Source organism: Paenibacillus sp. YSY-4.3 (assembly GCF_054767475.1).
In genome coordinates this window covers 489,504-508,856 of record NZ_BAABMC010000002.1, presented here as the reverse complement: position 1 = coordinate 508,856, position 19,353 = coordinate 489,504, and the positions used below count along the sequence as shown (strand labels likewise).

The 19,353-nt window shown below is 53.5% G+C and carries 10 protein-coding genes; all 10 read left to right on the top strand.

Features of this window, described 5'->3' with window-relative positions; all coding sequences use genetic code 11:
* Window positions 1–368: 368 nt before the first annotated feature.
* Entirely contained in the window at window positions 369–1,868 is a 1,500-nt protein-coding gene (gene xylB, locus ACYUJT_RS09025; RefSeq protein WP_460320791.1) for a xylulokinase, read from the top strand.
* Window positions 1,869–2,038: 170 nt separating this feature from the next.
* On the top strand, window positions 2,039–3,862 hold the full coding sequence (locus ACYUJT_RS09020) for a sensor histidine kinase (RefSeq protein ID WP_460320788.1): 1,824 nt from the start codon (window positions 2,039–2,041) through the stop codon (window positions 3,860–3,862).
* Window positions 3,855–5,375 carry a response regulator gene (locus ACYUJT_RS09015; protein ID WP_460320785.1) on the top strand — a complete coding sequence of 507 codons (1,521 nt, stop codon included), beginning with the start codon at window positions 3,855–3,857 and terminating at the stop codon, window positions 5,373–5,375. The genes ACYUJT_RS09020 and ACYUJT_RS09015 overlap by 8 nt, the downstream gene beginning before the upstream one ends.
* A 259-nt stretch (window positions 5,376–5,634) precedes the next feature.
* Window positions 5,635–7,125 carry an ABC transporter substrate-binding protein gene (locus tag ACYUJT_RS09010; protein ID WP_460320782.1) on the top strand — a complete coding sequence of 497 codons (1,491 nt, stop codon included), beginning with the start codon at window positions 5,635–5,637 and terminating at the stop codon, window positions 7,123–7,125.
* Window positions 7,126–7,246: 121 nt separating this feature from the next.
* Window positions 7,247–8,137, top strand: a complete 891-nt coding sequence (locus ACYUJT_RS09005) for an ABC transporter permease (protein WP_460321590.1) — start codon at window positions 7,247–7,249, stop codon at window positions 8,135–8,137.
* A gap of 18 nt (window positions 8,138–8,155) precedes the next feature.
* Window positions 8,156–9,073, top strand: coding sequence for a carbohydrate ABC transporter permease (locus tag ACYUJT_RS09000; RefSeq protein WP_460320779.1), 918 nt, complete (start codon window positions 8,156–8,158; stop codon window positions 9,071–9,073).
* A 31-nt stretch (window positions 9,074–9,104) separates the two neighbouring features.
* Window positions 9,105–11,411, top strand: a complete 2,307-nt coding sequence (locus ACYUJT_RS08995; protein WP_460320777.1) for a glycoside hydrolase family 3 N-terminal domain-containing protein — start codon at window positions 9,105–9,107, stop codon at window positions 11,409–11,411.
* 2 nt (window positions 11,412–11,413) lie between these two features.
* A complete protein-coding gene (locus tag ACYUJT_RS08990) occupies window positions 11,414–14,755 on the top strand; it encodes an alpha-mannosidase (protein ID WP_460320775.1) in 3,342 nt (1,113 codons plus the stop codon).
* 127 nt (window positions 14,756–14,882) lie between these two features.
* Window positions 14,883–16,202: a glycoside hydrolase family 125 protein gene (locus ACYUJT_RS08985; protein ID WP_460320773.1), complete on the top strand. Its 1,320-nt coding sequence runs from the start codon at window positions 14,883–14,885 to the stop codon at window positions 16,200–16,202.
* Window positions 16,199–19,348 (top strand): beta-galactosidase, encoded by a 3,150-nt coding sequence (locus tag ACYUJT_RS08980; protein WP_460320770.1) that lies wholly within the window; start codon window positions 16,199–16,201, stop codon window positions 19,346–19,348. Before ACYUJT_RS08985 ends, ACYUJT_RS08980 begins: the two co-directional genes overlap by 4 nt.
* Window positions 19,349–19,353: the final 5 nt, after the last annotated feature.

Here is a 19,353-nt window from a genome sequence, read left to right as displayed (position 1 = left end):
AATACAAGGGGACGCTGGACGTCCCCTTTTGAATATGAGAAGTAGTTCAAAAAGTCAATCTTTGATCACGAAGTAGCACAGGTGGTTCATTCGACATCGAATCTTGAATTCAGCCGAGCTGAGCCTATGCTTTCGAAGCATGTTTCCTTCGGAAACATTTTAGGTGCTCACGTAGGTTTTGCCAAGCATATGCTTTTGGAGTCGTTTTCTTCGAAAACGTGCGGCTCCGCTCCTCAGTCTCTAGCTTCATTCGACCTAAGGCGTTTTGAAAAAACGCACATCGGAAGCATACGCCTCGGTGCTGAAAGATTTACTTTTTGAACACTTATTATAAGAAAAACTTCTAATTGGTGAAGGGAGAGTCACGGATGAAATACGTAATCGGTATCGATCTGGGTACAAGCTCGGTAAAGACGCTGCTAGTAGGCCAAGACGGGGAGATCAAGGGAGAGGCAACTGCAGCTTATCCGCTTATTCACGAGCGTCCCGGGTACAGTGAACAAGATCCTGAAGAATGGGTAAAAGGCACGATCACCTGCCTCAAAGAGCTAATGAAGAGCAGCGGCATCGCTGCTGAGGATATTGAAGGCGTTTCGTTCTCCGGCCAAATGCACGGCCTTGTGCTGCTGGACGACAAGAATGAAGTGCTGCGCCATGCCATTCTGTGGAATGATACCCGCACAACGAAGCAATGCCGGGAGATTGAAGCCAAGCTCGGCGACAAACTGCTGGACATTACAAGAAACGCTGCATTGGAAGGCTTCACATTGCCGAAAGTCCTTTGGGTGCAGGAGAACGAGCCGGAACTGTTCGCCAAAGCGGCCCGCTTCGTACTGCCGAAGGACTATTTGCGTTACCGTATGACAGGGAACGTAGCGATGGAACTGTCCGATGCCGCAGGCACGCTGATGCTGAACGTACCGGAAGCGAAATGGAGCGAGGAAATTCTGGAGGCATTCGGGCTGTCCAGCAATTTTGCGCCTCCGCTGGTCGGAAGCACCGAAGAGACGGGAACTTTGCTGCCGGAATTCGCGGAGCTGACGGGCCTTTCCACGAGCACGAAGGTGTTCGGCGGCGGAGCGGACAACGCTTGCGGCGCAGTTGGAGCCGGGATCGTGCGTCAAGGCGATGCGCTGTGCAGCATCGGGACGTCTGGCGTTATTTTGTCATATGAGGAAGATAAAAACAAAGATTTCGCTGGTAAAGTGCACTTCTTCAATCACTCCCATCCGGGAGCGTTCTATGCAATGGGAGTTACGCTGGCGGCAGGCTACAGCATGAGTTGGTTCAAGGATTCACTGGCGCCGGAGATGAGCTTCGACGAGCTCTTGAAGCCGGTGGCGGATATCGCTCCTGGAGCGGAAGGGCTGCTGTTCACTCCGTATCTGGTCGGCGAGCGTACGCCGCATGCGGACAGCGTAATCCGCGGCAGCTTCATTGGGCTGTCTGGCACGCATCGCCGCGAGCACCTTGCTCGTGCCGTAATGGAGGGCATCACGTTCTCGCTGGCGGAATCGCTGGAGCTGTTCCGTCAAGCGGGAATTACCGTGGAGCGCATCATCTCGATCGGCGGCGGTGCCAAGAATCCGGTATGGCTGCAAATGCAGGCGGATATTTTCGGTACGCCGGTCGTCGCGCTGAACAATGAGCAAGGTCCAGCCATGGGTGCAGCCATGATGGCAGCAGTCGGCAGCGGCTGGTTCGACAGCCTGAAAGACTGCGCAGATAAATTCATCGGATACCGTGCTACGTACGAGCCGAATGCAGCGAATGTTGAGAAATACGGGCGGTTGTTCAAGCTGTATCAACAAGTGTATTCGGCAACCCGTTCCCTGAACGAAGGCTTGCAGGAGTTTAGAGAGCAGTAAGAGAAGCGATAGTGGAGGAGAGCACCTGAGAGGTGCTCTCTTTTGCGTGAAATGAAAAAAATTAATCCAGTCCATCCGCGTATTTTGACAGTAGTATAGATCAACGGAGCCCCCTATGAGAAATTTGCCTGCAGCCGTGTTATAATAAGCGATATTCTGAGGAGGTTACCATGATCATCGGCAATGTGTATCGAAAATATTTCAAGAACAATCTGTTTTTGAAAATGATTCTGTTCTTTTCGATTATCATGATTGTGACAATTATAACGTTCTCGTACTTGATGTTCTTATCCATGTCGGAGGCTGCGGTGCAGCGCCAGATGAACATCCAGAAGCGGGCAGTTGAAAGCGTTAGCAGCTATGTCAGCGGGAAATACGAATCGGTGCAAAATATGATGCGCGATGTTTACCGGGACAGCGAGCTGGCCAGCAACACCTCTTTTTTTATGGAGCATCCTTATGAAGAGTATGTCCGATTCAGATTGGATAAGTTCTACAGTGATATCGGGGCAACGACCGATGCGGTTCAGTTCTTCCGCAATAAGATGGAGGATGACCCCGACATTCGCAGCTTGATGCTGTACAGTGCGGATCTGCAGCAATTATATGTCTACAATCAGCATAAGCAGTTCAAAATCATCCCGACGAACGCGGCCCGTTCCTTCGTGCCGGATGCGATGTACCTGGACGAAGAGGCCCAGGTGTCGATCCCGAACATTTGGGTGCGGAAAATCGTTAATTTGCCGGAGCAGCCGATGTATTCGCTTCGCGTCCCGGTGAACAACAAGCAATCGCTGCGGAATGTCGGGCAGCTGCTCGTTTATTTTGACGGGGAGAAAATTTGGGAGAGCCTGGGGAATTACCGCGACGATTTCAAAGGGACGATCGTCGTGCTATCTGCGGACGGCGACGTCTTGTTCGACACTTCAAATACGTTGTATGGCCGCAAGTATCCGTATTCAGAGCAGATCAGCTCCATTTATGACACCGGGGTGATCGGTGAAGGGATGACCATCACGAAGCTGACCCAGAGTCAGGGAGGATATACTGTGCTCAGCGCGGTTCCCAAGGAGGAGCTTGCCGCCACCTACCGGGGAGTGCGGAATTCGATCATCACGATCGCCTCGATTTGCATACTGGTCGCCATTATCGTTCCGTCCTTGTTCATCGGCAACTTTGCTAGACGGATCTATAACATCATTCGTTTGATGCGAAAAGTGAAGAAGGGCGACCTGAAAGCGCGTATCGTCGATCCCCGGGAAGACGAGCTTGGACAAATTTCCAAGAGCTTTAACGATATGCTCGACGAACTGAATTTGTATATCGACCGCGGACTCAAGGCGGAAATCAAGCAGAAGCACGCGGAGCTCGCCGCGCTGGAAGCGCGGGTGAATCCCCACTTCTTGTACAATACGCTTGAAGTCATCCGCATGCGGTCCATATCTCACGGAGCCAACGATGTTGCGGAGATGATCTACAGCTTGTCGGTGCTGTTCAAGAGCTATGTCCAGCAGAAAAGCAACTATACGCTGAAGGACGAGCTGGAGGCTTGCCGATTGTATCTGGAGCTGTTTCGCATACGGTATAAGGATAAGTTTTCCTACAGCATCCGATGCGATAAGCCGCTCGAGAGCATTCCGATTTTCAAAATGTCGCTGCAGCCGATCATTGAAAATTACATCCTGCATGGCATGAGGGCGGACAGGAATGACAATCATATAGAAATATCCGTACAGCCCAGCGGCGAGGATTGCATCGTTCAGGTCAGGGACAATGGCAAAGGCATTGCGCCGGAGCGGCTGGAGCAAATCATAATAGGGCTGTACCATCCGGACAAGAATGCGGAATCGTTTGGGCTGCGCAGCATACATGAAAGACTGGAGCTGCTCTTTGGCGACCGTTACGGCCTCGAAATAGACAGCGAGGAAGGGCAGGGTACCACACTCACCATTCGTTTTCCCCGGCAGGGAGAGGGGGTAATCAAGCATGTTTAAAGTGTTTATCGTAGATGATGAGCCGTTTATTATCGAGGGGCTTTACGATATCGTGGATTGGGCCAAGCTTGGCATGGAAATTGTAGGCTATGCGGAGAATGGCGCACTTGCGCTCGAAGCGATGAAGGTAACGCCGGCCGATATTCTGATCACGGATATCTCCATGCCCGTAATGAACGGATTAGACCTGATTCGCAATGTCCGGGCCATCCACCCTGAGCTCAAGGTCATCGTCCTTAGCGGGTATAATGAGTTTGATTATTTGAAAGAAGGCATGTCGCTCGGGATTGAGAATTATCTGTTGAAGCCGATCAATTTGGATGAATTCAAGGGAACCTTGAGAACGGTTGCGCAGAAATTGAATGTGAACCAATCGGAGCTTGCCTTGACGGAGCAGAGCAAGCGAATATTGAGGGACAACGTGATGTATCGCTGGCTGCAGGATCAGATCAGTCCGAAGGAGTTCCGGGAGCGCGCCGACCTGCTGGGCATTGAGCTCGATCAGCGGTATGTGCAGGTATCGGTATTGCGGGCCGAGCATTCCATGGCAGAGGTGTTCGATTCTGTGACGAATCAGCTGAGTTCGTCGGAGAATGTTGTGCCCTTCCGGGATATGGACGGCGACATCGTGCTGGTGTTCAATGCGGATGATGTATCGTCGTGCAGGGAGGATGCGGAACGAATCAGCGACAATCTGCGCCTGCTCCTGTCCCCCCATAACAAAATTTGCGCATCGCTCGGCAGCGCGGTGAACGTAGAGGATGCCTCGCAAAGCTACAGCCATGCCAAACGGGCGCAGGAATATTTCATGGTCAGATCAGCCGACCGGATTTTGCGTTATGAGGATTTGGCCAGCCGGCAGCAGGAGGCGCGGGTCGGAGATTGGCCGATCGATTGGAATGAATACAAGAAAGAGGTTATGGCGAAGGATACGAAGGCGCTGTTGCTTCGCATTGAGGAGGACTTCGCCTATTTGCAGCAATTGGAGGGCATGACGCCGGATCTGCTCCAGGAGATTGCGATGGAATGGCTGATTCGCTTCAAGATGCTGCTGCAGGAAATAACCCATACCGATGATCCGGAGCCGTACAAGGGAGGGCTTAGCCAGATTCGGAAGGCGACGACCTCGGCCCGGCTGATGGAGATGATCAAGGAAGCGGCGGCCATGACGGTGGATCTGCTTGAACGCGACGTGAAGAGTCCGGTCGTCCAGCAGGTGCTTAATTATATTCATGAAGCGTACAATCAGGATTTGTCGCTGAAGGTGCTCGGCTCGATGTACAATATCCATCCGGTGTATCTGGGACAATTATTCCATAAAGAAGTCAATGAGACGTTTACCGAGCATATTAACCGATACCGGATCGAGAAAGCGAAGGAACTGCTGCGGACGACGAACATGAAGGTGCAGGAAATCGCACGGAATGTCGGGTATTGGGAGACGGGTTATTTTTATAAACAATTCAAAAAATACGTCGGCATATCGCCGACTGAATTCAAAGGGCTTAGCTAGCGGAAGATGCCGCTGGAAGTCCTTTTCTTTATTTTATACATGATTTATTTAATTTCGCTTCTATTTGAAAATGCTTTCATAAATTACAGTAAAGATAGTCCTACTAAGGAATTCAAGGCGAAAAGCCAGCCGCGAATGACAGTCCGGCCGCTTCCTCCATCAGTGATCGCATCATGAATAATTTGGAAGCCCGGAGGAACGATAGCGTAGTTATGCTGCAGATCATTCGGAGGCTACACCAAAGGGAGGTTCATAAGTAATGGCTAAACAAAGAAAAAGATTTTCTCTGCTTCTCGCATCCCTGATGGCGCTTACACTTGTGGTGAGCGCGTGCGGAGGCGGCAAGACGAGCGACAATGGAGCGGCTTCGGGCGCTGGAGGCAGTTCCGGCAAGCCGGTTGAATTGATTTGGTACACGATCGGTACACCGCAGAAAGATGTCGACAAAGTCATGGAGGAAGTCAACAAATACACCACGGAAAAAATCAATGCGACAATCAAAATGAAAATGCTCGACTTCGGTGATTATACGCAAAAAATGCAGGTTATGGCCGCATCCGGCGAGCCGATGGACATTTTGTTCACCAGCTCATGGGCTTTTGATTACGTGCAAAATGCGCGCAAAGGCGCATTTATGGAAATCGACGATCTGCTAGAGACGCATGGCCAAGGCATCAAAGAAGTACTGGATCCTGCTTTCCTGGAGGGCTCCAAGGTTGACGGACATAACTATGCGGTTCCTGCCAACAAGGAATTGCCAGCTCAGGAAGCGTACCGTTTCAACCAAGATTTTCTTGATAAATACAACTTAGACATTTCGAGCGTTCGCTCTCTTGAGAGCCTTGAGCCTCTGCTGAAGGTCATCAAGGAGAATGAGCCGGGCATCACGCCGTATGCTATCGTGAATGACCATGTGCCGCTTATGCCGTTCGACTATGTCATTGAAAAAATGCCGATGGCTGTCTACATCGATACTCAGGACTATAAAGTCGTGAACATCCTGGAAACGGAGGAAACCAAGGCCATATTGAAGACGATGCGTAAGTTCTATCAAGCCGGCTATATTTCTCCAGAGGCAGCAACCACGACTTCAGTAGATGATTTGTATAAATCCGGAAAATGGTTCTCGGACCGTGCTGCTACACAGCCGATGGCTAATAACCTTTGGTCTGCAAGCTATGGTTATCCTGTAACTTCAACGGCGGCTGGCGATGCTTATGTATATAACTGGTCCGTCATGGGTTCGATGCAGGCGATTTCCGCAAACTCGAAATACCCTGAGAAAGCTATGGAATTCTTGAACCTGCTCAACACAGACCCTGTGCTTCGCAACATGATCGATTCCGGTATTGAAGGCGTCCATTATGAGAAAGTCGGCGACAACGTCATGAGAAACCTGGAGGAATCCAAAAACTATGACATGCCTACCTTCTCCTTGGGTAACATCCTGATTACGTACTTGAACGAGAACGATCCTGCCGACAAATGGGAGCAATTCAAGGAGTTCAACGCTCAGGGTAAAAACGCGCCGCTGCTAGGCTTCAACTTCGATGCGACGAATGTAGCCAGTGAAATTGCCGCTGTTCAGAACGTGAAAGATGAATTCTGGGCATCTCTTATGACCGGTACAGTAGATCCGGAAGAGTACCTGCCAAAAGCAAACGAGAAATTCAAAGCCGCAGGTCTGGATAAGATTATCGCGGAAGCTCAAAAACAGATTGACGAGTGGAGAGCTGCAAACAACAAGTAGGAACGAATCGAAGATCGGGCGGGTGAATGGCCCTCCCGGTCTTTTTTTACAATAACCAACAGGAGGGGTAAGCGTGAGAAAAATCGGCAGCTTTTTTAAAGACATTGCGAAAAATAAAGTAATGCTGCTCATGGTTTTGCCGGGTGCATTGTGGTTTCTCTTCTTCTCCTATCTGCCGATGCTGGGTACCGTCATTGCCTTTAAGCAGTATCGTTTCCATAGAGACGGCTTCTGGGCGAGTATCGTGAACAGTAAATGGGTCGGATGGGACAATTTCAAGTTTCTGTTCAGCACGAACGACGCTTTCGTAATTACGCGCAACACGCTGCTGTATAATCTAGCCTTTATTTTTATCGGTTTAGCATTGTCTGTTTTATTGGCCATCGTACTATCTGAAATCGTAAACAAACGCTTAGCGAAAATATATCAAACCGGCATGTTCCTCCCGTATTTTTTGTCCTGGGTCATCGTCGGCTATTTTGCATTCAGCTTCCTGAGCTCCGAGCGCGGGCTGCTGAATCAGGTGTTCAAAGGTCTTGGCATGGATCCTGTCCAATGGTACGCCGATCCGAAATATTGGCCGTTCATCATTATTTTGGTCTACCTGTGGAAGGCGGTCGGCTACAACAGCGTCGTCTATCTGGCGGCGATTATGGGGATCGACAGGTCGCTATATGAAGCAGCGATGATCGACGGTGCGAACAAATGGCAGCAAATTCGCCGTATCACGATACCGATGCTTGCTCCGATCATTACGATTATGACGCTGCTTGCGGTCGGAAAAATATTCTACGCGGACTTCGGTCTCTTCTACCAGGTGCCGAGAAACTCCGGAAGCCTGTATGCCGTCACGAATGTCATCGATACGTATGTATACCGTGGTCTGAAGACGACAGGCGAAATCGGCATGAGTACCGCAGCTGGCCTGTATCAGTCGATCGTCGGCTTTACGCTCGTTATGACGTCAAACTACATCGTGCGCAAGTTCGATAAGGACAACGCATTGTTCTAGAAGGGAGTGAGAAGCAATATGGCTCAAAGTGCTATAAAAACAAGGGATTTTCACCATTTATCCAAGCCTTGGAATTTCATATTCAATCTGGTTGCCGGCATTTTTTCCTTTGTATGCGTATTTCCATTTCTATTCGTAGTCATCATTTCCTTCACGGATGAAGGAGCATTGGCGCGTGACGGTTATCGTCTTCTGCCTGCCAAATGGAGTTTAGGAGCCTACAAATACGTGTTTCAGACGGGGGATACGCTGCTTCGTTCATACGGAGTAACGATATTCGTCACCGTCGTAGGGACGATTATCAGTTTATTGTTTATCGCATTTTATGCTTATGCCATCTCGCGCAAAAGCTTTAAATACCGCAATTTTTTCTCTTTCTTTGCTTTCTTTACCATGCTGTTCAACGGCGGACTCGTTCCGACATATATCGTTACGACGCAGCTGCTAGGCCTGAAAGATACGGTTTGGGCGCTGATTCTGCCGCTGGCCGTTAATGCGTTCTATATTATGATTCTGCGCACCTTCTATAGTACGAGTGTTCCGGATGCGATTCTGGAATCGGGAAAAATCGACGGCGCAGGCGAATTCCGTATTTTCCTTAAGCTTGTATTGCCGCTGTCTCTGCCGGGCTTGGCTACGATCGGGCTGTTCAGCACGCTGGGCTACTGGAATGACTGGTTTAACGCCTTGCTCTATATCGACAATCCTAATCTGGTTCCGCTGCAGTCGATGCTGATGCGGATCGAGACAAGCATGCAATTCATTATGCAAAACTCTCAGAATAGCTCACTTAGCCTGGAGGCACTGCGTTCGATGCCGCAGGATACATCCCGTATGGCGATGGTTGTTCTCGCGACGGGGCCGATTATTTTCGCTTATCCCTTCTTCCAGCGCTATTTCATTCAAGGTCTGACCATCGGCGCTGTTAAAGAATAAGATCATCGAGATAGAGGAGAGAGTGGAGACGATGACCAAGATCTATAAAGATATCAGCAAACCAACGGAAGAACGGGTAGAGCATCTGCTCGGGCTTATGACTTTGGAAGAGAAGGCAGGACAGCTGATTCAAAATTTCGGCTGGCATGCCTATGAGAATATAGATGGAGAAATCAGTCTTGCGGAATCCTTTAAGGAACAGGTGAAAAACGGAGGGATTGGCTCTCTCTATGGTACGCTTCGGGCCGACCCATGGACAGGGGTTACGCTGGAAACGGGGCTGTCTCCCCGGGAAGGTGCCGAGGCAGTGAACGAAATTCAGCGATACGCCATTGAGAATTCCCGGCTTGGCATCCCGATTCTGATCGGGGAGGAATGCTCTCACGGACATATGGCGATTGGCGCGACGGTGTTCCCTGTGCCGCTGTCCCTCGGCAGCACTTGGAATGTGGAGCTGTATCGTGAGATGTGCCGGGCTGTCGCATTGGAGACAAGAAGCCAAGGCGGCGCGGTCACTTATTCTCCCGTGCTGGATGTCGTTCGCGATCCGCGCTGGGGCCGGACAGAGGAATGCTTCGGAGAAGATCCGCACCTTATTAGTGAAATGGCGGTCGCTTCGGTGGAAGGGCTGCAAGGAGATTCGGTAGATCGGGAAGACGCCGTTGCAGCTACCCTCAAGCACTTTGTCGGATATGGCAGCTCCGAAGGCGGAAGAAATGCCGGGCCTGTACACATCGGCATGCGGGAGCTGCTGGAAGTAGATATGCTGCCGTTTAAGAAGGCGGTTGAAGCGGGCGCCTTGTCGATTATGCCAGCTTACAATGAAATTGACGGTGTGCCTTGCACGACGAATCGGGAGCTGCTGGATGATGTGCTTCGCTCGGAGTGGGGCTTCGATGGCATGGTCATTACCGATTGCGGGGCGATCGATATGCTTGCGGCGGGGCATGATGTGGCTGAAGACGGAATGGATGCCGCGATTCAGGCTATTATCGCAGGCATTGATATGGAAATGTCCGGCGAAATGTTCGGCAAGTATTTGGTGGAAGCGGTACGCCAAGGCAAGCTGGATGAGGAAGTGGTCAATACGGCCGTGCGCCGGGTGCTGACGCTGAAGTTCAAGCTGGGCTTGTTCGAGCGGCCGTATGCCGACCCGGAGCGGGCGGCGGAGGTGATCGGCAGCGATAAGCATAAAGAACTGGCGCGCCAGATCGCCGGCGAAGGCATCGTGCTGCTGAAGAACGAGGGCGGCATTCTGCCGCTGTCGACAACGGCAGGCAAGGTCGCTGTCATCGGGCCGAATGCTGACGTGGGTTATAACCAGCTCGGGGATTATACGTCCCCTCAGCCGAAGGATAAGGTGGTCACCGTGCTGGACGGCATTCGCAGCAAGCTTGCCAGCCAGCCGGAGCGAGTGCTGTATGCGCCAGGATGCCGTATTAAGGGAGATTCAAAGGAAGGCTTCGAGTATGCATTATCTTGTGCGGAGCAGGCCGATACGGTCGTTATGGTCGTTGGAGGCTCCAGTGCCCGCGATTTTGGCGAAGGCACGATTGATCTGCGGACGGGAGCGTCCAAGGTGACGGAAAGTTCATGGAGCGACATGGACTGCGGCGAAGGGATTGACCGCGTCTCCCTGCAATTGTCGGGCGTTCAGCTGGAGCTTGTTCAAGAGATTCACAAGCTGGGCAAGCCGGTCATCGTTGTCTACATTAACGGACGTCCGATAGCCGAGCCATGGATCGAAGATCATGCTCATGCCGTCGTAGAGGCTTGGTATCCGGGACAGGAGGGCGGCCATGCGGTCGCGGACGTGCTGTTCGGCGACGTGAACCCGTCAGGTCGTCTGACGATATCGATTCCTAAGCATGTCGGTCAGCTTCCGATCTACTATAACGGCAAGCGCTCGCGGGGCAAACGCTATTTGGAGGAGGACTCCCAGCCGCGTTATCCGTTTGGCTACGGGCTAAGTTACACGGAATTTGCGTATTCTGATTTGCGCGTAGAGCCAGCGGTCATTTCGGCGGATGAAGAAGCTGTCGTCAGCGTCACCGTGACGAATGCCGGTCAGCTTGCGGGAGCAGAAGTCGTGCAGATGTATGTTTCCGATGTGGCGAGCAAAGTAACAAGACCGGCCAAGGAACTGAAGGGCTTCGAGAAAATCCGGCTCGCTCCGGGAGAAAGCCGGGAAGTAAGCTTCAAGGTTGGCCGGGAACAGCTGGAGTACATCGGGCTTGATCATAAACCGGTCGTGGAGCCGGGGCAATTCAAAATTTATGTCGGCAAGCATGTGAACGACGGGGAGAGCGTCGATCTGAGAGTACGGGAGGAGGAATAGCGATGGAGCGGATCAGGAGATTCATTCGCGAGCTGTCTGAGCGTCAGTGGCTGGAGTCTCGCGAGCTGGCGAATTGGGATATTTCCTATGCGACGTATCATTTGCCTGGCCAGTACGAGCATTTTGGAGCGTATGCTGAAGGGCAGAATTTGCAGCGGTTCCCGAGTACGCAGGGGACGACGTATTTTTTTCGGCAGCGGCTTGAAATTCCTGCTGCCTGGCTTAGCGGGGATAACGACCATAATGGGCGTACCGCGCCTGGCGGACGTAAAGAGGATATCGAGCTGACTGGGATTGACGAGCATCATCCGCGGAATGGACATAACGGGCAGAGCACGCACATCGGCCTCGTCTTCGAGTCGGGCGGGGAAGGGTTGCTCCGGGTAAACGGCGCCTCTTATCAGGGGCTGGATCGCAACCATACATTCGTTACGCTGCGGCCGGAGCGGGATGGCAGCGTCCTCAATCTGGAAATTGAGCTATTCGATCCGATCCCCGAGCCGGTAGATCCGTTGAATCAGCAGGCGGTCATCCAACCGCCGATTACGTCGATCCGCAGCAGTCTAGTTCTGGTAAATCGCGCGGTGCAAAGTCTGATGTATACGGCTGTGATTGTCCGTGATTCCATGCTGCTACTGCCGGAGCAGGATTTCCGCCGCACCCGGCTAATCGAGGCGCTGTATCGGGCGATGGATCAGTTCGTCGCTTTGCGTGAGGCGGAGATTCGTGACGGCGCAGCTATAGAACATATAGAGCAACAATTAAGGGAAAGAATTCGGGAAATCGGCGGCAATGCGGAAGGTACGCTGCATATGGTCGGGCAATCGCATATCGATATTGCTTGGCTGTGGCCGGCACGAGAGACGGTCCGCAAGACGAGCCGTACGTTCTCTACTGTAGACGCCTTGATGGACGAATATCCACAGTATCAATATGCACAGAGCCAGCCGCTATTGTTTGCTTATTTGAAGGACAATGACCCGGAGCTCTACGAACGAGTCAAGGCTAGAATCCGGGAAGGGCGTTGGGAGCTGGTTGGCGGCATGTGGGTCGAACCGGATTTGAACATTCCGAGCGGCGAATCGCTGATGCGGCAAATGCTGTATGGCCAGCGGTTCTATCAGGAGGAATTCGGGATGACCTCGGATATCGAATGGCTGCCGGATACGTTTGGATATTGCGCCTCGCTGCCCCAAATTTTGCAGCACGGCGGCATACGTTACTTCATGACTACGAAGCTCGGCTGGAACGATACGAATGTGTTCCCATATGATCTGTTCAACTGGGTTGGCATAGACGGTACGGCGATGCTGTCCTATCTTAACCATGGCGTGAACGAGAATACGCTGCCGAAGGATGTCCATGAACACTGGCAGTCCTACCGGGAAAAGGCCAAGCATAATGAGCAGATGCTGCTCTACGGACATGGGGACGGCGGGGGCGGAGTGACCCGCGAAATGCTGGAGTATAACGACCGCGCAGAGCTGATGGTTGGCCAGCCGGCCAGCCGCTACAGCACGGCGAAGGAATTTTTCGCCGGGATCGCGGGGGCTCAGCCGACGCTGCCGGAATGGCATGGCGACTTGTATTTGGAGCTGCACCGCGGAACGTATACGACCCATGGCCGGAACAAGCTGAACAATCGCAAGGCGGAGATATTATACCGCGAGGCGGAATTGTGGAATGCGCTGGCGGCCCAGGCCATGAAGCCGGAGCTGCGGCAAGAAGCGGATCAGCGCCTCCATGACGGCTGGAAGCTCATCCTGTTGAACCAGTTCCATGATATTATTCCGGGTTCGGCGATTACCGAGAGCTACGTCACGTCGATGAAGGAATACGCCGAAGTCTTCGAGCACGGCGAGACTGCGCTGGAGCATGGAATCCATGCGCTGGCAGAAATGATTACGACCCTGCCGGTTGATGGTACAGACTATGGCATAGGTTCAGGCGCAGGCATAGGCAAGCCTTACGTCATATTTAACAGCCTGGGCTGGAGCCGCAGTGAGGTCGTTGCCATTGAATTAGAGGAAAGCGATTCGGAGGGCACTCCACTTTCTGCCGGGATGGCTGCTTATGATGCGGCAGGACATCGCCTTACGGTTGATGTCTGTACCGATGAACAAGGCAAGCGAACGGCATGGGTCTCGGTGAAGAACATTCCCGCTTTTGGTTATACGACGATTTGGCTTGAGGCTGAGCTGGATACGGCTGCGGGTGCTGATGTGGCTTCACCAGGCCAAGATGAGCGCCAAGATTCAGCGGCGCATGAAAGTAAGCTGCAAGACGATGTGCTGCATGAAACCGGACTACAAACGTGGGAGACAGGGTATTACCTTGTCCGTTTCAATGATCGGGGAGAAATCGTCAGCCTGTTCGACAAGCTGGCGAGCCGAGAGATCGTTAAGCCAGGGGAAGCGGCCAACCGATTCCACTTCTTCCATGACCGTCCGACATTATGGGATGCGTGGGATATCGATGAACGCTATGAGCAGCAGCCGGCAGGAGAAGCCGTGCTGCTGGAGAAGCGCATCCTGTGGACGGGTGCGACCAAGGACGTGCTTCGATTCCGCTGGAGCATGAGCCAGTCGGTCATTACGCAGGATGTAATTTTCTATCACGATAATCCGCGCGTTGACTTCAAGACGCATGTCGACTGGAATGAAGCCCATAAGCTCCTTAAGGTCGGCTTCCCGATCGATGTCGTCACCGACAAAGCGACCTATGAAATTCCCTTCGGGGCTCTGGAGCGCACAACCCATCGCAATACAAGCTGGGAGCAGGCCCAGTACGAGGTGTGCGGCCATCGTTTCGCTGATGTGTCCGAGCGGGGCTACGGCGTAAGCCTGCTTAACGATTGCAAATACGGCTACGACGTTCAGGGCAGCACGATCCGCCTGTCCTTGCTGCGGGCGCCAAAATGGCCGGATATTAGCGCGGATCTTGGCGAGCATGAGTTTACCTACTCGCTCTACCCTCACCAGGGGGACTGGCAGTCTGCGCACACGGTAAGGCAGGCGTCCGAACTGAATCATGCTTCCGTCGTTGCGGCCGCAGAGCCGAGACAAGGGAAGCTTCCTGCGGAGCATTCATTCATCTCTTTTATGGGACAGCATGTCATTGTTGATACCGTCAAGCCGGCAGAGGATGGGAGCGGGACGGTTCTGCGTTTTTACGAATCTTCCGGAGGCCGGGAGGACGTGGAGCTCCGCTGGGTGCAGCCTGCGCAGGACGTCTGGCTGTCTAACGCGCTGGAAGAAGAAACGGAACGGATGAACCATGACAATGGGGTCATTGCTCTGTCTTTTGCGCCATATGAAATCAAGACTATCAAGATCAAGCATTAATTTAATAACATCAGCAACAACATATGAATAAGCAGCCGCCATAAAGCATTCACGGCTTTATTCCGTTCATAGTTCTGATCACACTCATGAAGCCTATATTATTCGACATTTGAAGGAGAGAAACGACATGGAACAATTCAGATTACCGAAAATTCCAATGCCGAAGCTGGAGCTGCCAAGGGCTGTGCTGGAGGTATTGCAGGAAGCCGAGGAGAAGCTGGCACACCGTCCTAAGCTGCTGAAGCTGTTCAAGAATACTTTTCCGAATACGCTGGAGACGACAACGAAGCTGATGGACGACGGCACGACCTTTGTGATTACGGGGGATATCCCGGCCTTGTGGCTGCGCGACTCCGTGGAGCAGGTTATTCATTATGTGCCGCTGGCCAAAGATGACGCTGATTTGCAGCGGATTATCGGCGGGCTGATCAAGCGCCACATTCAATATGTCCATATTGATCCGTACGCCAACGCGTTTAACGAGACTGCCAACGACTGGCACTGGAATACGACGGACGTTACGGAAATGTCGCCATGGGTGTGGGAGCGGAAATTCGAAATTGACTCGTTATGCTTCGTGGTACGGCTCGCTTATATGTATTGGAAAGAGACCGAGCGCACCGATATTTTCGATGCCGGGTTCAAGGCCGCGATGCGGAAGATCGTCGATGTATTCAAAACAGAGCAGCGCCATTTCGAGCAGTCTCCTTATCGCTTTACCCGCAATAACGGGATACCGGAGGATTCCCTTCGCAACAATGGGCTGGGAATGCCAGTCAACTACACGGGGATGATCTGGTCCGGCTTCCGTTCCAGCGACGATGCCTGCGATTTCCACTACAACATTCCGGGCAATATGTTTGCGGTCGTCGCGTTGCGCCAGATGCAGGAGTTTGCGGAGTGGGTGTTCCGGGATATGGACTTTCTCGCGGAGCTTAAAGAGCTGGAGTTCGAGGTCGATCACGGGATCAAGCTGTACGGCATTTACCGCCATCCGGAGTTCGGGCCGATTTATGCTTACGAAACCGATGGCTACGGCAACTACTGCCTGATGGATGATGCGGGCACGCCGGGATTGATGTCGATCCCGTATCTCGGTTATGTGACGGCAGACGATGAAATTTATCAAAATACACGCCGCTTCGCGCTGAGCAAAGAGAATCCGTTCTACTTCGAAGGCAAGGCGGCCCGCGGAATCGGCAGCCCGCATACGCCGAAGGATTATATCTGGCATATGGCGCTGTCTATGCAGGGCATTACCGCTCTGACGAAGGAAGAGAAGCTGGAGATGATTGCCATGCTGGAGGCGACCGATGCGGATACAGGATTCATGCATGAAGGCTTCCATGCGGATGATCCAACCATCTTTACGCGGAGCTGGTTCGCCTGGTCGAACAGCCTGTTCTCCCAGCTCGTGTACCGTGCGATGAAGGAGGAGATTTTGTGAGCAAGCTGAAGCAGGTCATCCTATTCGGTGACCCTGCGTTCCCTGGCGGGGCCTCATTGCCAAGCACTGAGGCCGCTATGGCCGGGCTGAAAGGCCTGGGCCGCCTGGTAGGCGCGGGCGAGCTGACTGAGGCGCTGGATGCTGCGGAAGGCGGATGCTTCGTCAACATGCACGCGCCTTATTTTCCTAAAGAGGCTTGGGGCGCGATTCTCGGCTTTTTGCAGCGCGGGGGGAGCCTGGTAAGCATCGGCGGCGCGCCATTCAAGCATCCGGTTCGCCAAGCGGCTGGAACATGGCTCATCGAGCCGGAGCAGACCGCTTATCATCGGCAGATTCACATTCATGAAGCACTGCGAGTCGATGGGGGCCGGGTGCAGCGGTATAGCGCTTTTACGGATATTCCGCTCTTCGAGGGCGATGAATCGTTATTTGCTGTCGCCGATACTTGGAATTTGGTGCCGCATGTGACGAAAAGCAGTGATCTGCCGGAGCAAATGGGCTCGGCTGGGCCGATGGATACGCGCATTTATCCGTTGCTTAAAGGGATTTCAGCGGAAGACCGCGAGTTGTCGGCTCCCGTCGTGCTGTGGGAGCAGGTCGGCGGGCCGTTTAAAGGAAGCCGCTGGCTGTTCATCGGCCAACCGCTGGACGCGGGATTTTGGGACAAGGGCGGGGCGGCTGCGCTTCGCCGCTGGGTTTCTTTCTCTGTGAGAGGTGTCACCGAGCTATGGATCAAGCCAGGGTATGCATCGTATGAGTCCGATGAGCGAGCTATGTTGACGCTGCAGTTTCAGCGCCTTTTGCCGGAAAGCGTGTCATACAAGCCGGAAGCGGCGGTTAAAGCGAAGTGGACGTTCAACTTGACCGTAGAGCGGAAGGACGGGCGGGGCCAAGCATACACGCATCGTTTTCATGAAGAGGTTACGCCGGAACTGAACATCGTTCGCCTGCCTGTTCCTCTGGAGCTGCAGCCGGGATTGTACAAGCTCGCTTGCCGGGCAGAGTCTGCCGATGGCGAGGTGCGCGTGCTTCGTCAAGGCTTCTGGGCTCATGATGCCGAGATGCTGGCCCAAGGCAGTCTGCTTGAAGTGGACAGAGACTATTTCCGCAAGGACGGCAAGCCGCTTCCGGTCGTGGGCATGACCTATATGACATCGGATGTAGCCCGTAAATTTTTGTTTCTGCCGAACGTAAGCGTATGGGACCGTGATATGGCTGCGATGAAAAAAGCAGGAATCAACTGGATTCGCACCGGAATCTGGACGGCGTACCGTAACATTATGCAGGTTGACAGCCATGCCTCGGAGGAAGTGCTGCGCGCCATCGATGCGTTCATTCAGACCGCGAAGCGTCATGATTTGCAGTTGACGTTTACGTTTTTCTCCTTCACCCCGGAGACATGGGAAGGAAGCAATCCTTATCTCGATCCGCGGAGCGTGGAGGCGCAGAAACGCTTCATTCGCTCGATCGTGTCCCGTCACAAGGCGACGACGAACATCGATTGGGATCTCATCAACGAGCCGTCGATGTTTGATCCGCCGCGCATTTTCTCGGACGGGCCGCGTTCGGCACGTGATCCGTTTGAGCGGAAGGCGTTCAGCGAATGGCTGAAGGCTCGCCACGGCTCGATTACCGTGCTGCAGGAGCGCTGGAACATGACGCCTGACGAACTGCCGGACTTTGCTGCGGCGGAGCCGCTGGAGCCGGAGGATATCAACTTTAGCGTACAGGATATCCATACTGGCAAGCGCGGTACGCGCTGGCTGGATTATGTCCTGTTCTCGATGGATATGCATAACCGCTGGGCGGAGCAGTTAGTTGGGACGATCAAGGAAATGTGCCCGCAGCATACAGTTACGGTCGGGCAGGATGAAGCGCTTGGTGCGCAGCGTCCATCGCCGTACTTCTATGAAAAAGAAGTGGATTACACGACGGTTCACTCCTGGTGGCTCAATGATGATCTCGTATGGGACGGAATTTTTGCCAAGACGGCGAACAAGCCGAACCTTGTGCAGGAGACCGGGATTATGTATGTCGAGACGCCGGACGGCCGGGCGAAGCGGAGCGAGGAAGAGCTGCGCTCCATATTGGAGCGCAAGTATGCCTACGCCTTCTCGACGGGCGGCGCTGGGGCGATTCAATGGATTTGGAATACGAACTTCTATATGAACAATGCCAATGAATCGCAAATCGGAGCGCTGCGCGCCGATGGCACGGAGAAGCCGGAGGCGGATGTGTCTTACGATTTCGGCCGGTTCATGGGCGGAATCCGTGAGCTGTTCGAGGGCCGGGAGCTGGAGGAGGTTGCTGTGGTGTTCCCTTACAGCAACGACTTCTCGAACCGGAAGCTCGCCTATGACGCCACGACGCGGTTGACGCGCGCGCTGGCGTACGACTTGAAACTCCCGTTCCGCGGAGTTTCCGAGTACCACCTGGATGCGCTGGAGCAGCATCCAGCGAAGCTCATTGTGCTGCCGAGCGCGCACAATGTAGACGATGCCGCGCTGGCGAAGCTGCTCGGCATCGTGGAGCGGACCGGGGCGACGCTGGTCGCCACCGGGCCGCTGGGCATTGATGCGTACTGGCGGCCGACGGCGCGCCTGGACGCATTGCTGGGCCGCCGCGAGCTGCGCAATGTGCGGCGGGAGGAGCGGCTGTGCATCGGCGGGCAGGAGCTGCCGGTGTCCTTCGGACGCCGGCGGATCGCCGAGGTCGCCAAGGAAGTGCCGGCCGTGGCCGCCGCAAATGCTCACGCCGACACGCTGCTCGAGCTCCCGCTGGGGCGCGGCCGCCTGATCTGGACGGCGCTGCCGCTGGAGCTGAATGAGCGGGACGAGCCGATTCACGCCTTGTATCGCTACGCGGCGGAAGCGGCGGGCGTAAGCACTGAACTGGAGTGGCGCGCTGGCGGCGACCTGCCGGGCATTTATGGGCGGAAGCTGAGCTTTAAGGAAGGTTCGCTGTTTGTGTTCGTGTCCGAATATGCATGGGACAGCAAGATTGAAGTGAGAGATCCGCAGACGGACTCACTTTACTCTTTTGAAATAGAGAAGGAGCGTTCCGTGCTGTTCGCAGCGGATAAAGCGGGACGTGTAACGGCGGTATACCGTCCGAATGAAGTTGAGATTTCCTGTCACCAGGAATAAACGAA

What these genes read in the sequence shown, in the direction of transcription:
- ACYUJT_RS09005 (WP_460321590.1), top strand. Translation starts at nt 7,247, where the DNA reads ATGCTGCTCATGGTTTTGCCGGGTGCATTGTGGTTTCTCTTCTTCTCC.
- ACYUJT_RS08985 (WP_460320773.1), top strand. Translation starts at nt 14,883, where the DNA reads ATGGAACAATTCAGATTACCGAAAATTCCAATGCCGAAGCTGGAGCTG.
- ACYUJT_RS08995 (WP_460320777.1), top strand. Translation starts at nt 9,105, where the DNA reads ATGACCAAGATCTATAAAGATATCAGCAAACCAACGGAAGAACGGGTA.
- ACYUJT_RS09010 (WP_460320782.1), top strand. Translation starts at nt 5,635, where the DNA reads ATGGCTAAACAAAGAAAAAGATTTTCTCTGCTTCTCGCATCCCTGATG.
- ACYUJT_RS08990 (WP_460320775.1), top strand. Translation starts at nt 11,414, where the DNA reads ATGGAGCGGATCAGGAGATTCATTCGCGAGCTGTCTGAGCGTCAGTGG.
- xylB (WP_460320791.1), top strand. Translation starts at nt 369, where the DNA reads ATGAAATACGTAATCGGTATCGATCTGGGTACAAGCTCGGTAAAGACG.
- ACYUJT_RS09000 (WP_460320779.1), top strand. Translation starts at nt 8,156, where the DNA reads ATGGCTCAAAGTGCTATAAAAACAAGGGATTTTCACCATTTATCCAAG.
- ACYUJT_RS09015 (WP_460320785.1), top strand. Translation starts at nt 3,855, where the DNA reads ATGTTTAAAGTGTTTATCGTAGATGATGAGCCGTTTATTATCGAGGGG.
- ACYUJT_RS09020 (WP_460320788.1), top strand. Translation starts at nt 2,039, where the DNA reads ATGATCATCGGCAATGTGTATCGAAAATATTTCAAGAACAATCTGTTT.